Raw genomic sequence first — 13,602 nt, forward strand, 5'->3', positions numbered from 1 at the left:
AGTTAAAAATTTTCATGCTAGGATCTGATTTTATTAAATTAAGTAAATTACTCTCTATGCCTGCCAGTTTATGTTTAATTATTGCCACCTTTTTATGGGGCAGCTCTTTTATTGCGCTCAAATACGCCATTGCTATTTACGACCCTGCATTGGTGATATTTTTACGCATGCTCACCACGTTAGTTTTGTCGCTTTGTTTATGGCGCTACGTTATTCGGTTTGAGTACTTAAAAGGTGACTGGAAGTATTTAGTGGGTATGTCGCTTGCTGAGCCTTGCTTATACTTTTTATTTGAAGGCCATGCAATGGAATACACATCAGCCTCGCAGGCTGGTGTTATTGTCTCTTGCTTGCCTATTATTATTGCGTTGCTTGCCTTTGTATTACTTAAAGAGCATATAAGCAAAGCCATTGTTGTCGGTTTTACGCTGTGTATAGGCGGCAGTATTTTACTTACGCTTCTTTCACCAAGTACCGACCAAGCACCTAATCCGTTACTAGGTAACTTTTTAGAGCTTATGGCGATGGTGTGCGCTGCATTTTATACCGTAAGTATTAAACATTTAGCTAATCGCTACTCGCCCCTAACTTTAATTGCTTTGCAAGGTATTAGCGGCAGCTTGTTTTTTGCGCCATTTTTATTTTTTATCGACCTACCAAGCGAAAACCAGCACGACTTAACTGCGCTCATGAGCATTTTGTATTTAGGTTCGTGTGTAACCCTTGGCGGCTACGGCATGTACAACTATGCAATTAGCAAAGTATCAGTATTAACCGCTGCTGCGTACTCTAATTTAATTCCTATTTTTACACTTATTTTGTCAGCTATTATTTTGGGCGAAGTGCTCAACGTTTGGCAATGGCTGAGCATATTTGTGGTATTTATTGGCGTAATGGTAAGCCAGCGCCATCAAGAACTCGTGGTTGATATACCGCTTAGCGAATCAGGCGAAGACATTTGCGCAGATACAAGCAACCTTAAATCAGTACCCGAGGCAAGTGAATCAAAAGGGTAACAGGTAAGCAAATACAGCCCAGGTGTTTGTAAAAATGAGTTTTGGGATTGATGAATAACCTCAATCCCCGTTACCTTATAATTTTGAATCACCCCACTTTGCAGTTGCAAAGTAAACGCCTCTCCCACTTTGGCGTGTTGTAAAAATGCAAAGTGGGTGTCGTTATGCCCTGCTATTAGCGCGCCTTTTTCGTTTCCAAACTCTTTTCCGCCCAGCTCCCCTGCGGGTAAAAATTGGCTAGGCGCAAACGCTAAGTTACGCCCGCTTGCTCCTGCCAATACACTTAATGTTTTATTATGGCTTGGCCAATCAAGCTTTGCAGTCACGTAGCTGTCGGCGTAATACCACGGTTTTACTTTAATGCCGGGTGATTTAAGCGCCTCTTGCCATGCTTGCTCAATTAATACTTGAGCAAGCCACGCTTTTGCCTGCATATAAGCGCCGTGACCAAATAATCCAAGCCCAGCTATTAGTAAACCCGCGCTTAGCCACTTTTTCATTTACGTGCCCTGCTTAATTTAAATGATCGGTTTATTTTAAGGGCGCCAAATCCCAATAATAAAATACAACCTAGCAATATATGTAACCTGCTTTGCCCATCAGTTTGCGGTAAGCGCATTGCCATACCTTGCGGTACTGCATTAGTAGCTTGCGCCGTTTGCTCTGCCACTTCTTTTATTTGAGTTTGTTCAATCGCTATAAAAGCAGTAAACGGGCTAAGTAATTGATGAGTAAGCGCAAGCTCCTGTACTTCATCTTTAACTACACTTTGCTCGTTGTATAAAAGTAATGACTTGATTTTTTGGCGCGCCCACAGTTTTGCTATACCTTGAGCGCTTGAGCTATTTTGTGTACTTAATTTAATACTTAAAGGCCCTTGTGCTGTTTGCCCAGCAAGTACCACATTTTTAGCATTATTAAGTTTTATAGCGACCATGATAGGCTCGCCAAAATATAAATCAGGAAGTGGTGATGGCCAAAAATCTAAGCTATTACCGCTTTCATCGCTTAGCGCCAAGCTAGTAATAGCCGGATGTGCAAGCTTATCAAACAACTGCTGCATTTTAGGTTGCACCTCGCTTGTGCTGCCTATAAACGTAAATGAGCCTTTGCCTATATCTGCCGCTCGGCGCATAAAAAAGCTATTCGGTGCGCTGCCAATACCCACTGTAAATAAGCGGCTATCACCTAACTTACTTTGAATATTTTTAAACAATGCGTCCTCGTTGCTTACGCTGCCATCAGTTAAAAATACAACTTGGCGTACAAAACCATCAAACTCGCTACCATCAAGTACGGCATTAAGCGCACCTTGTATTTCAGTGCCGCCGTCGGCTTCTAGGCTATAAATAAATCGCTCTGCACGGCGTAAATTAAAGTCGCTGGCTATAAGTGGCTTATCGCTCATTGGAGTTACTATGTTGTCAAAACCAATAATGTTAAAGCTGTCGTCGCTATCGAGTAATGACAGCGCATAAAACAAGGCTTTTTTAGCTTGCTCCATAGATTGCCCGTGCATAGAGCCTGACGTATCAACTACAAATACCATTTCACGAGGTAAGCGTTGAGTTTGTGTAAAGTGATCCCCTGGTGGCATTAGCATAGCAAGCCCGTATCGGTCACCATTTTCAAACTGCTGAGTAAAAAATGCAGCTTGAGCTTGCTCTTTTTGCAGCGGTTTAAACTCAAGTACAAAGTCGCGATTAACTGCATTTGTCTCATTTAACGCTATTTTATATTGTCCAAACGCGGTGTTTTGCACATCAACATTGTGAAATTTAGAATTGATATCCACCAGCTCTAAGCCTACGTCTATATCTATGTTTAAGCTAAATTGGCTGCTTGGTACGTTATCATTTTGATTACTGCTTTTAATACTGTAAACAGGGCTTAACCATCCCGTTGGGAGTGAGTTAACGTGCGTTTGGTTCTGAGTACTCACCTCAACCTCACCACTAATCGCGTGATAACGCGGTGTAATGGTAGTAGGAAATCTAATAGCAAATGTGCCGCTGCTGTAATCAATTATTTCTTGATACTCAAGCTCAATAATTACTTGCTCACCAGGGCCAATATTTGCCACATTCGTAATAAACATATTGGCGCGTTGCTGGCGTACAAGGGCCGCTTGCTTACCTGCTTTTTTAGCCTCCTCGTATTTTTTTTCGGCCTCTACCTTTTTATCAATTTGGCCTTTAATGACTCGCTCACCTATACGCATAGTCATGGCATGTACGGCGCTTTCATCAGGCAATGGAAAAACGTAGCGCGCATTAACCGCAAACGGGTTTTCGTTTTGATAGGTTTGCGTGACTACAACATGATTAATCAGGCCAGTTAAGGTCATATTGGCGTCGCTTTTTAATATTATTGCTGGTCCTGCTGGCACACCATTGCTATCAAAAAGTTCTAACTTGGGTGATTGCGCTTGGCTTTTAAAGCTCGCTAACAGCACAATCGCTATGAATATAAAAATGCTTACTTTAGTAAGCATTTTGGTTGGTTTACTCAACATAAAATCACTCCATCGAACGCTTTGTTTTACTTAGATTCAGTTAGTTTTAGTTACTCGCCGTTTGGCCATTTACAGAGTTCATTGAGCGAGTGGTAAGCGTTACGCGTCTATCAAAAAAGTTATCTTCCACCGTGTTGCTATTAGCCAATGTTTGCTGCTCGCCAAATGCCTGCGTGCTTAAGCGTTTATGGCTCACGCCGTGTTTTATTAAATAGCTTTGCACGGCATTTACACGCGCTTTAGAAAGTAAAAGGTTAGCTTGCTCATCGCCGCGCTGATCGGCAAAGCCACTTAAATCAAGGGCGAGTTGTGGTTGGTTGTTTAACAAGTTAACGAGTTGGTCTAACTGCAGCGCAAAATGCGGGGCAATAACACTTGAACCTGTTTTAAATTGCACCGTCATCGCCAATAAGTTATTAATTTGAACTTGAGTTAACTGCTCATTTTGATTGGCAAGCACTTCTAGCTGTTGCTCTAACATATTATTGTGGTTAAGCACGTGTTGGTAATCGCTGGTTTTTTCTTTCATAACCTTAATTGCACGCTCCTGCTCTGCAATTTTGTTATCTGCTACTTTTGAATCACCTATTAAACCACCGGCAAATGCCCCAATAAACGCACCTATTGGCCCGCCTACTACGCCGCCAATAATAGCGCCTGCACCTAAACCAATAGCCGTTTCTTTATGGGCTTCTTTTGATGGCGTGTTAGATGTTGAGGCAATTGCTGGAGTACAAAAAATAGCAACGAGTGTTAACGCAATTAATGTCTTCTTCATGATTTGATCCTTAAACTTACTTTTTAATTTGTGATGTTTTGTTTTGATGGACCTATTAAAACAAGCTCAAGTGGCAACAAAGGGGATCAAAAATGGCAAACTGCTGAGCAATTGTGGCAAAAAAATGGCAATTGCCTTTTTAAGCGTACTTAGCTTAAAAACTTCGATATAGTGCACAACAGAGCCGATAGGATAATGATTAAGATGAAAAAAATAGCCATTGTTGAAGATGAACCCGCAATCCGCGAAAACTACATAGAAATGTTGAGTGCACAGGGCTACCAAGTAAGTGGCTTTGCCGATCGCGCTAGCGCTGAAGCTGAATTTAAAAATGCCCTGCCCGATTTAGCCATTGTTGATATTGGCCTAGGCCATGAAATAGATGGTGGTTTTTTACTGTGCCAAACATTGCGATCGCTTTCTAAAACACTGCCTATTATTTTTTTAACCGCCCGCGATAGCGAAATAGATACCGTATGCGGCCTACGCATGGGCGCCGACGACTACCTAACAAAAGACATAAGCTTGGCCCACTTGGCTGCACGTATTGGTGCGCTATTTCGCCGCATGGAAGCACTTGAACAACCCGCTGATGCAAATGCACTCATAACACGCGGGCAGTTAACGCTCGACACGCAACGTATGCAGGTATTTTGGCAGCAACAATTAGTTGATTTAACCGTAACCGAATTTTGGATGCTGCATTCACTTGCCCAGCGACCAGGCCATGTTAAAAGCCGTAACGATTTAATGAGCGATGCAAAAATTTATGTAGACGACAGCACTATTACTTCGCACGTAAAACGTATTCGTAAAAAATTTATAGCAATCGATAGCACCTTTGATTGCATAGATACCGTGTATGGTATGGGCTACCGTTGGGAACAACACTAATGCTACGATTTGGTCTGCGCAGTAAATTTATATTACTTTCATGTTTTTTGTTTTTGCTACCGTGGCTTGGCTACGAGTACGTATGGGAAATGGAAAAGTTTTTACGCCAAGGCCAAGAAAAAACCCTCGTAGGCACCACTCGTGCACTTGCTACTGCATTACATGAGCGCCCTGCATTATTTGACGAGCAAACCAACTTTTTAGACCAAGTAGTAAAAGGCCGCGATTTATACGCTTATAATCTTAAAAACCCTATTCAGCTCGACGGTAAACTTAACGATTGGGACAGCTATCAACCGCTATTTTGGCATTACGACAAGCGCTACTTACAAAAAACAGATAACAAACATCAAGCCAGTGACTTATCGTTTGATCATATGGTTGGCAAGTTTGATAACTACTTATACGCCGCATTTAAAGTCACCGACAATACCCTTATTTATCGCGCTAAAAATAGTTTAAGCATTACCAATAACGATTATTTACAAATTGGCTTAAAAACACCTGACGGCCAATTTAATACCTATATAATTGCGCCACGCCAAGATGGCTGGGTTAATGCGTTTGATGCAAATACCAAAGCCCCTTTTACAAAAATTCAGGGCTATTTTGAAAGTACCGAATCAGGTTATAACGTAGAGCTGCGCTTTCCTATTAGCATGCTGGGCAACAAACTTGGCTTTGCTATTGTTGACATTGATAGTAAAGAGGCATTGCTAGAGCCTAAAATAATGTCGACCTCAAACTTAAATAACCCAAACGATTTAGGCTCGGTATTAGTCCCTTCCCCAGAAATTAGCCGTATTTTAAAAGGTATGGGCCACAGTGGTAGCCGCATTTGGGTGGTTGATAACCATCATCGTGTACTTGCGCAATCGGGTACTATTCAAAATGCAGATGGCGTATGGGCTGATGGACTTGCTAACAAAGCACCTGAAACTTGGTGGCAGCGCTTTGAGCAAAATTACTTACACCCAATTTACTATAAAATATTAACGCGCCCCGAAAATGAGTTTTTAGATACCCTGCACGATGTAGCTTCTATGCAGGGCACACATTTAGCGAAAGCATTAAAAGGACAACCTGCATCGTCTTGGCGATTAACACCCGACAGTAAAGCCGTTATTTTATCGGCCGCTTACCCTATTTGGATTCAAGACCAAGTAATTGGCGCGGTAATAGCAGAGGAAACCACAAACGGCGTACGTACGCTGCGTAACAAATCGCTCGAAAAACTCTTTAACGTTATTTTAGCTGTGATGCTAATTGGTACTGTCACCTTGTTCTTTTTTGCCTCACGTATATCGAACCGAATTAGGCGACTGCGCGATACAGCTGAACAAGCAATTGATGCACAAGGACGTGTTACAGGGAGTATTAATTACAGCGATGCTAACGATGAAATTGGCGACCTGTCTCGTAGTTTTTCAAACATTGTGAGCCGACTTGGTGGCTATACCGATTACTTAGAAAACATGTCGTCGCGGTTATCACATGAGCTGCGCACGCCGGTTGCCGTAGTGCGCTCGTCACTCGAGAACTTACAAAGCTTGCCACAAAACGAGCTGAGTCAAAAATACCTCAACCGCGCCAGTGAAGGCGTTGAACGCTTAGGTAAAATAATAACCACCATGAGTGAAGCAACTCGCCTTGAGCAGAGTATTCAAAGCAACGAGTCTGAGCCTTTTGATTTACAAAAAGTAATAAATGGCTGTATGCAAGGCTATCAGCTTACTTACCCAAACCAGTTATTTACGCTTGATGTATGCCAAAGAAAATTACCTATGCAAGGTGCACCGGAGTTTATAGCTCAGCTGCTTGATAAACTTATTAGTAACGCGCTGGAGTTCAGCAAAGCCAATACGGCTATTAATGTAAGCCTTAAGCAGAGCGAAAATAAAGCAACATTAACAGTGAGTAATACTGGTCCCGCGTTACCCGAAGGGTTAACTGAGCATATTTTTGATTCAATGGTGTCGGTACGTAGCCAGCAAATGCAGCAACAGCCACATCTGGGATTAGGGCTTTATATTGTAAGGCTGGTGTGCGACTACCATAAAGGCAGTGTAACCGCGCAAAACAACGAACAAGGTGATGGTGTAGTATTTACCGTAACACTGCCGTTAGCTAATAGTTAGGGCTGTATTTATACCGTTATATCTGTACCGTTATATTTATAGCCACAGCATTATATGCAAATAGTAAGTACGTAATAAATTAAGCTGTATATTTTTAGTTAAAAAGAGTTACTTTAATTTATCTTAACTCTATATAAATTAACAAACAACCCCTCTCATCCCTTAAAAGCTGCCGGTTACAATTTAGTACAACTTCAAATGTAACTATTCACTTTTTATTCAGTCGAATGACCATACCCTACATCATATTAAAGTATTAAATTGAAGGAATACTCATGAAACCATCACTAGAGCGTGAAGAACTAGACTTTATTTTTGACTTATACAGGCCCTCTAAAAAGCCCAAGTCCGAAGAGGTAAAACCAAAAAACACCAATTACAAAGAGCTAAGAAAGCACGACGCGACTAAAAACCAAGGTGTATCGCACTACTTAGTCTAATTTTATTACGCTTGGGACTTCTCATGTTCTAAAAATGCTTTAATGCAGTTTATTTCTGCAAGTTTTACTTCTTCGCCTATTTCAGGGCCTTTTTTGCCATTTTTAAGTGCATCTTGCACTACTTGTTTCTTATCCATTTTTTGCAGTTCAGTATGAATTGCTCGCAGCTTAGCTGCTTGCGGGTATGGCTTATCGACCAGTGTTTCACCACGCCCTTGTGCATCACATTGGCATGCTTGGGTAAACGCTATAAAACGTTCTGGGTGTACCAACGCATTTAAGTTAGTCACTATTAGCTTGTGAATGGTTTGCGGCCTTAACTGATCAATTGTATGGCAAAGGGTGTGATTATCACTGGTGAGTACGCCAACATCACGAAAACGGTTAGGCACTTTTAAGCGCTCACAAAACGCCTCAATAACTGCAACACCTTCGCGTTCGTGCCCACGTAGGTTTCCATGCTTTTTAAAACTAAGCGCTTTACCAAAATCATGGGTAAGTGCAGCAAAACGTGCTTCTAAGTTAAAATTTAAATCAGCTGCACGCCTAAGTACCAACATAGTATGAACAAATACATCCCCTTCAGGATGATGGTTTGCCGGTTGCGGTACATTAACCATGCGCTCAAGTTCTGGAAAAATACCTAAACCTTGCAGTGCTTCAAAATAAAGCTCAGGGTGCTTTTCACCCAGTGCTTTTTCAGTTTCAAGCCACACGCGCTCAGATACTAAATGATTTAGCTCACCTTTATTTTTAAGCTCGCGCATTAATGCATAGGTACTTGGGTGAATACGCCAATCACTGCCATAGCGCGCTAAAAAACGGGCAATACGCAGTACTCGAACAGGGTCTTCTACAAATGCCTCAGTGGTGTGGCGCAGTGTTTTATTTTGTAAGTCAGTTTGGCCATTAAACGGGTCAATAATATTACCGTGTTCATCAAGCGCCATTGAATTTATGGTCAAATCACGCCTTGCTAAATCTTCTTCTAGCGTAACGGTTGGGCTGGCATCAACCACAAAGCCTGTATAGCCTTTGCCACTTTTACGCTCTGTGCGCCCTAGTGCATATTCTTCTTTTGTTTTTGGGTGTAAGTAAACCGGAAAGTCACTACCTATTGGCACAAAACCAAGCGATTCCATCGTTTTTGGTGTTTCCCCAATCACTACATAGTCGTTATCTTTTGATTTTATATTTAGCAGTTTGTCGCGCACTGCACCGCCAACGAGGTAAACTTGTTTTAAGTTACTTTTCACTTTATTCCCAATAACACTTGCCCAATTATTTGACGCTAATCATATCATTAATTAAAAAATTCTGCGGTATTTGCCAAGCTTAAGTAAGCTCATTACAATGGCGCATTATTTTTAGCTATAGCCTCACAATTAATGAAAAACCATTCATCAAAAAAAGAACTCATGTTACTACCCATTTTATTAGTGGTTATTTTAATGTGTGTGGCGGGTCACTTTTTACTACAAGCAAATTTTCAAGACAGTAATGTGGTTGAATACATGTTGGCAGCACTGCCGTTTGCTATGTTTGGGTTGGTTATTGTGGCGTTTAAAATGGCGGCTAAAAGCGAAAAAGATGAGCAAAACGAGCAGGACTCTTAATCCTACTCTGTTTTAGCTACTTATTATAATTTAAAGTATGTGATAGCCAAACCAGTCTGGCTTTATCGGCTGCGATATACCGCTGGGCGTGAGCTTAATGTTTAGCTGGCTGTCGAGTAAATCAATGGCAAAGCAATCGTCCACATCATGTAAATCATCTTTATGAATATGACTAAGCCCTGCGAGCAAATCGTTTTTAGCGCGCTCTTTAGCTTCATGGCTACTGCTTGCAACATACAGTGCAAAGTCATGTTGCTCAGCCATGGAATCACTTCTGTAAGCGCCTAAATTTACAAAATAGAGTTGTTTATTTTGCTCCACATAGCTATCAACAACTTCTACTTTAAAGCCATCAATATGATTAATTGCCATGTAGCTATCCATGTGAACACTACTTCTGTCTCCTACCCACTGGCTTTTTAACTTTGAGTAGGTTTGCTCTATATTCTCCCCTACTACAAAACGAATATCATGCATTTCAATATGGCAACCTTGAATCCGGCCACCTAAATACACCATAAATAACTGCATGCTTTTCCTTAACCTAAATTATCAACATCAATATTATGCTTTTTAATCAACTTATAAAAATCTGAGCGATTGCGCTTGGCAAGCTTAGCGCCTTCAGCTACGTTACCACCTGCCATTTTTAAAGTGTTAATTACATAGTCGCGCTCAAACTCTTTTTTAGCGTCGTTTAGTGATAATGGTTCTACGTTTGTTTCGTTACTATTTAGCGCAGCTAACACTAAATGCTCTGAAATAACATCGCTTGGCGTTAATGCTACAACCTGCTCTACTACGTTTTGTAATTGGCGGATATTACCTGGCCAGTCGTAACGTACAAGCGCATGCATAGCATCGCTTGCAAAGTGTTTTTCAGTTTGGTTCATGCGCTTAGCAATGCTTGCACTAAAGTGCTGTGCTAATAAGCTTATATCTTCGCGGCGCTCACACAGTGGCGGTAATTTTAAATTAACTACGTTTAAGCGATAGTATAAATCTTCTCTAAATTGCTGGTTTAAAATAGCTTCAGGAAGATTTTTATGTGTTGCCGACACTATGCGTACATCAATTGCTACCTCTTCTTGAAAACCTACTGGGCGAATTGTTTTTTCTTGTAATACGCGCAGTAACTTAACCTGTAAGTTAAGCGGCATATCGCCTATTTCGTCTAAAAATAACGTGCCACCCTGTGCTTGTTGAAACAAACCTTGGTGATCTTTAATTGCACCCGTAAACGAGCCTTTTTTATGACCAAATAATTCGGACTCTAAAAGCTCCCCTGGTACAGCACCGCAGTTAATTGCAACAAAAGGGCCACCGCTTACATGGCTATGCTGATGAATCGCCTGTGCGAGTAATTCTTTACCAGTACCACTAGCCCCCGAAATAAGTACATTAACTTGCGTTGGCCCAAGTAGTTTTACTTGCTCTAACAAGTGCAGCATTGCACCACTGCGCGTAACTATATTACTTTTAGGTGCAGCTTCATCGGCGTTAACACCATGAATTTCTATCGCTTTAGCAAGGCTGTCAAATAGCTCATCTTTATCCACTGGTTTAGTTATAAATGCAAAAATGCCCTGCTTAGTTGCCTCTACTGCATCAGGAATTGAGCCGTGCGCTGTCATCATAATGACAGGTAATGCAGGGTAACGGCTTTGCAGCTGACGATGCAGTGCCATACCATCCATTTCATCCATACGTAAGTCGGTTATTACGGCGTCAAACACTTGGCTTTTAAGTATTTGCAGTGCGGTTAAGCCGCTTTCGCAGGTTGTTACTTCGTATCCTTTTGATTCAATACGAATAGCGAGCAGTTTTAATAAGCTAGCGTCGTCGTCTACGAGTAATACTTTTGCACCTTGTACTTTAGTTGCGGCCATCGTTACTGCTCCTTCGTTTCTTCTCGTAGTAAAAGTTGCTGCTCAATCGTTGCTAACGATGAGAGGGTTTCTTGCATTTTATTATTAAGTGCTTGCTGCTCTTTTTTAGCATTTATTTGCATAGTTACTTGCTGCTTTTGAAGCCATAAATATTGCTTTATGTCATCAGGCCAAAAGAAAGCAAGATCGAGCTTTAGCAACTTAGTCATTACCGTATTTGGATCACCATTTATGTTTAAGCACATGAACTTAAAAAAGCGTTTAAGCTCGTTTTCGCCTGTAAAAACATCTTTGCTAGGTATCAATTTAAATCCACCACACTGATTAGCGTGCCATGCAATAACTTGCTCTGCAGGAGGATAGCTTGGTTCAATTTTTGGTCTAGGTTTTGGACTAGGATTACTGTTTTTGTCGGTCGTTTTTTTTGTATCGACCACAGGTGCAGGTGTAATTGACACACGCTCTTCTTGCCCATTATTAATTTCACAACCTGATATAACCATGCTGCTACTGAGCACACATAAAATAGCGATTAAACGCAAGCGCATGTTAATTAACTCCTAGATTTTTTGTTATGGGAATTTTAATTGAAAACCGGCAACCATGTGGCTCGTTATGCTCAACACTAAGTGTACCTCTTAGCTGTTCAACAGACTCTTTTACAATAGTTAAACCCAGTCCACTGCCTTGCAGCGTAACATTTTTACTGTGTTTACCTTGATAAAATGCGCTGAAAATTTGAGTTTTTTCTTGCTCTTTAATACCGCACCCTTTATCAAGTACAACGATACAAAGCTGGTTTTGCTCAAGCGCTAAATTAATAGTAACGCTTTGCTTATCCTCTGAAAATTTTAAGCCATTTGAAATAAGCTGAATTAAAATCATCTCAATAAGCTCACTAGGTAAAGCAAGCGGTTTGTTAGGTAAAGTATTTTGCCACTGCAGAGCTTGCTCACGCGCAGTTAAGCGATGCTCAAAATGGCTATTAATTTTATTAATAAGAAGACTAAATTCAACTTCGCTTAAGCTGTCTTTACTGGTGCGAATCGCATTATAACTCAGCAAACTGTCAATCATTGTGCGAAGGCGCACCATAGATTGGCTAATAAGCTCAAGCACTGCTTTTTGCTCAGCGGTAATTGGGCCTACTATTTCATCAGTTAATAAGTCAGTGCCTTCAACCATTGAAGCAAGCGGCGTTTTTAGCTCATGAGTTACATGGCGTAAAAAAGTATCTTTTTGCTGCTCAAGCATATGAAGCTGTTCTTGTACCCATTGGAGCTTTTCTCCTAGCTCAACAAGCTCAGCTGAACCTTTAACAGATATTTTTTGCTGCCAATGCCCCTGCCCAAGCTTATCAATAACCGTAGTTAACCCTTTTAGTCGCCCACTTATACGCCATAAAAAGCCTCCCCCAACAATTAAAGTCAGTGGAATAAGTGCCACCAGCCAGTTTATAAATGAAGCTTGCAGGCTTGTAAGCTCATTTTGGTTATTGGTAATTTGCGCTTCGTTTTTATCACGTAACCATAAAGTAAGTTCAGCAATTAAATCGCTCACTGGCACAAATAGCTCAGCTTGTTGTTGTTTTTGCTCAACGAGTTTTACATGCGCGGTTTGTAAGGTGGTATATAAGCGTTGCCATTGGTGGATATACTCTTTATTCGTGTTTACAAATTTGAGTTCATCAATGCTTTGTAGGGATGATTGCCATTTATCGACAATGAGCTTATCAAGCGATTCACTTTTTAATACCCAGTTTTGCCTAGTGGCGCGTTCAAGACTGTTGAGTTCTTGCTTTAAAGTGTTAAACGATTTGGTAACTTGGTAGTTGTTACTCACAATACTTTGAGTAACCGCTAATTGCTTGTTAAGCGCATTTAAAAATACAATCACCACTATAGAAAGCGGGAGTAGTGAAAGCAGCATACTCATTGCAAATTGCCCAATTAAATTAGGCCGCCAGTTAAGCATTGCTTGGTATTTTTTAGCTATGGTTGCTGGCATTTCGTTTAGTCCTTTTAAGTTAAGCGTTCTATTATTAAGTGCTTACCTTATACACTAGCTGAACCAGCAATTATATTTAATACGATTAACAGCCAGCACTACAAAACAATGTGTCGCCAAATAGAGACAACGTAACTCGTTGATTTTAATAAACTCCCTTTTAACCCCATTAAATAGTGTTGCAAAAGGCGCACAAAAATTACAATAAACCCAGTAAAAACTTCTCACTGGCTTAAAGCTAAAACAATAACCAATTGAAAAATAACAACAATTATTATTGGCACCATTTTTGTAATAGGAGTAATAACT

General features: G+C 40.8%; 13 protein-coding genes. 5 read left to right on the top strand and 8 right to left on the bottom strand.

Annotation, left to right across the window (positions count from 1 at the left end; all coding sequences use genetic code 11):
- The first annotated feature begins 56 nt into the window (after positions 1–56).
- Positions 57–1,016: a DMT family transporter gene (locus H5117_RS08755; protein WP_024597327.1), complete on the top strand. Its 960-nt coding sequence runs from the start codon at positions 57–59 to the stop codon at positions 1,014–1,016.
- Here the strand turns inward: H5117_RS08755 and H5117_RS08760 are convergent.
- From H5117_RS08760 to pdsO, 3 genes are read right to left on the bottom strand one after another with little or no spacing between them, the layout of a single operon-like run.
- Entirely contained in the window at positions 911–1,516 is a 606-nt protein-coding gene (locus tag H5117_RS08760; protein ID WP_182692556.1) for a class GN sortase, read from the bottom strand. The two genes, H5117_RS08755 and H5117_RS08760, sit on opposite strands and share 106 nt — an antisense overlap.
- Positions 1,513–3,531: a marine proteobacterial sortase target protein gene (locus tag H5117_RS08765; RefSeq protein WP_182737256.1), complete on the bottom strand. Its 2,019-nt coding sequence runs from the start codon at positions 3,529–3,531 to the stop codon at positions 1,513–1,515. The genes H5117_RS08760 and H5117_RS08765 overlap by 4 nt, the downstream gene beginning before the upstream one ends.
- A 46-nt stretch (positions 3,532–3,577) precedes the next feature.
- On the bottom strand, positions 3,578–4,309 hold the full coding sequence (gene pdsO / locus H5117_RS08770) for a sortase-associated OmpA-like protein PdsO (protein WP_182737258.1): 732 nt from the start codon (positions 4,307–4,309) through the stop codon (positions 3,578–3,580).
- Between the two features lie 204 nt (positions 4,310–4,513).
- On the opposite strand from pdsO, the gene pdsR reads away from it, so the two are divergent.
- The 3 genes from pdsR (at position 4,514) to H5117_RS08785 (ending at position 7,781) form a co-directional block, all read left to right on the top strand.
- The gene (gene pdsR / locus H5117_RS08775) at positions 4,514–5,203 is read left to right on the top strand and encodes a proteobacterial dedicated sortase system response regulator (protein ID WP_182716796.1); all 690 of its coding nucleotides are present in this window, start codon (positions 4,514–4,516) and stop codon (positions 5,201–5,203) included.
- Complete coding sequence (gene pdsS / locus H5117_RS08780; RefSeq protein ID WP_182737262.1) at positions 5,203–7,341, top strand: proteobacterial dedicated sortase system histidine kinase; 2,139 nt, start codon at positions 5,203–5,205, stop codon at positions 7,339–7,341. The genes pdsR and pdsS overlap by 1 nt, the downstream gene beginning before the upstream one ends.
- Positions 7,342–7,616: 275 nt before the next feature.
- A complete protein-coding gene (locus H5117_RS08785) occupies positions 7,617–7,781 on the top strand; it encodes a hypothetical protein (protein ID WP_182196201.1) in 165 nt (54 codons plus the stop codon).
- A 5-nt stretch (positions 7,782–7,786) separates the two neighbouring features.
- Here the strand turns inward: H5117_RS08785 and H5117_RS08790 are convergent, their stop codons facing one another.
- Entirely contained in the window at positions 7,787–9,037 is a 1,251-nt protein-coding gene (locus tag H5117_RS08790) for a multifunctional CCA addition/repair protein (RefSeq protein WP_024597602.1), read from the bottom strand.
- A gap of 132 nt (positions 9,038–9,169) precedes the next feature.
- Between H5117_RS08790 and H5117_RS08795 the strand changes: the two genes are divergently transcribed.
- Positions 9,170–9,397, top strand: coding sequence for a hypothetical protein (locus tag H5117_RS08795; RefSeq protein WP_007581571.1), 228 nt, complete (start codon positions 9,170–9,172; stop codon positions 9,395–9,397).
- 30 nt (positions 9,398–9,427) lie between these two features.
- Here H5117_RS08795 and H5117_RS08800 read toward each other — a convergent pair whose 3' ends face one another.
- From H5117_RS08800 to H5117_RS08815, 4 genes are read right to left on the bottom strand one after another with little or no spacing between them, the layout of a single operon-like run.
- Positions 9,428–9,928, bottom strand: a complete 501-nt coding sequence (locus H5117_RS08800; protein WP_002961636.1) for a DUF1543 domain-containing protein — start codon at positions 9,926–9,928, stop codon at positions 9,428–9,430.
- 8 nt (positions 9,929–9,936) lie between these two features.
- Complete coding sequence (locus H5117_RS08805) at positions 9,937–11,286, bottom strand: sigma 54-interacting transcriptional regulator (protein WP_182692549.1); 1,350 nt, start codon at positions 11,284–11,286, stop codon at positions 9,937–9,939.
- Between the two features lie 2 nt (positions 11,287–11,288).
- Complete coding sequence (locus tag H5117_RS08810) at positions 11,289–11,834, bottom strand: hypothetical protein (protein WP_182737266.1); 546 nt, start codon at positions 11,832–11,834, stop codon at positions 11,289–11,291.
- Position 11,835: 1 nt separating this feature from the next.
- Positions 11,836–13,293: a sensor histidine kinase KdpD gene (locus H5117_RS08815; protein WP_182716792.1), complete on the bottom strand. Its 1,458-nt coding sequence runs from the start codon at positions 13,291–13,293 to the stop codon at positions 11,836–11,838.
- Between the last annotated feature and the right edge of the window lie 309 nt (positions 13,294–13,602).

Source organism: Pseudoalteromonas sp. SG45-1 (assembly GCF_014164135.1).
Taxonomy (GTDB): Bacteria; Pseudomonadota; Gammaproteobacteria; order Enterobacterales; family Alteromonadaceae; genus Pseudoalteromonas; species Pseudoalteromonas distincta.

What these genes read in the sequence shown, in the direction of transcription:
- H5117_RS08795 (WP_007581571.1), top strand. Translation starts at nt 9,170, where the DNA reads ATGAAAAACCATTCATCAAAAAAAGAACTCATGTTACTACCCATTTTA.
- pdsO (WP_182737258.1), bottom strand. Translation starts at nt 4,309, where the DNA reads ATGAAGAAGACATTAATTGCGTTAACACTCGTTGCTATTTTTTGTACT.
- H5117_RS08765 (WP_182737256.1), bottom strand. Translation starts at nt 3,531, where the DNA reads ATGTTGAGTAAACCAACCAAAATGCTTACTAAAGTAAGCATTTTTATA.
- H5117_RS08810 (WP_182737266.1), bottom strand. Translation starts at nt 11,834, where the DNA reads ATGCGCTTGCGTTTAATCGCTATTTTATGTGTGCTCAGTAGCAGCATG.
- H5117_RS08755 (WP_024597327.1), top strand. Translation starts at nt 57, where the DNA reads ATGCCTGCCAGTTTATGTTTAATTATTGCCACCTTTTTATGGGGCAGC.
- H5117_RS08815 (WP_182716792.1), bottom strand. Translation starts at nt 13,293, where the DNA reads ATGCCAGCAACCATAGCTAAAAAATACCAAGCAATGCTTAACTGGCGG.
- H5117_RS08800 (WP_002961636.1), bottom strand. Translation starts at nt 9,928, where the DNA reads ATGCAGTTATTTATGGTGTATTTAGGTGGCCGGATTCAAGGTTGCCAT.
- pdsS (WP_182737262.1), top strand. Translation starts at nt 5,203, where the DNA reads ATGCTACGATTTGGTCTGCGCAGTAAATTTATATTACTTTCATGTTTT.
- H5117_RS08760 (WP_182692556.1), bottom strand. Translation starts at nt 1,516, where the DNA reads ATGAAAAAGTGGCTAAGCGCGGGTTTACTAATAGCTGGGCTTGGATTA.
- pdsR (WP_182716796.1), top strand. Translation starts at nt 4,514, where the DNA reads ATGAAAAAAATAGCCATTGTTGAAGATGAACCCGCAATCCGCGAAAAC.
- H5117_RS08785 (WP_182196201.1), top strand. Translation starts at nt 7,617, where the DNA reads ATGAAACCATCACTAGAGCGTGAAGAACTAGACTTTATTTTTGACTTA.
- H5117_RS08805 (WP_182692549.1), bottom strand. Translation starts at nt 11,286, where the DNA reads ATGGCCGCAACTAAAGTACAAGGTGCAAAAGTATTACTCGTAGACGAC.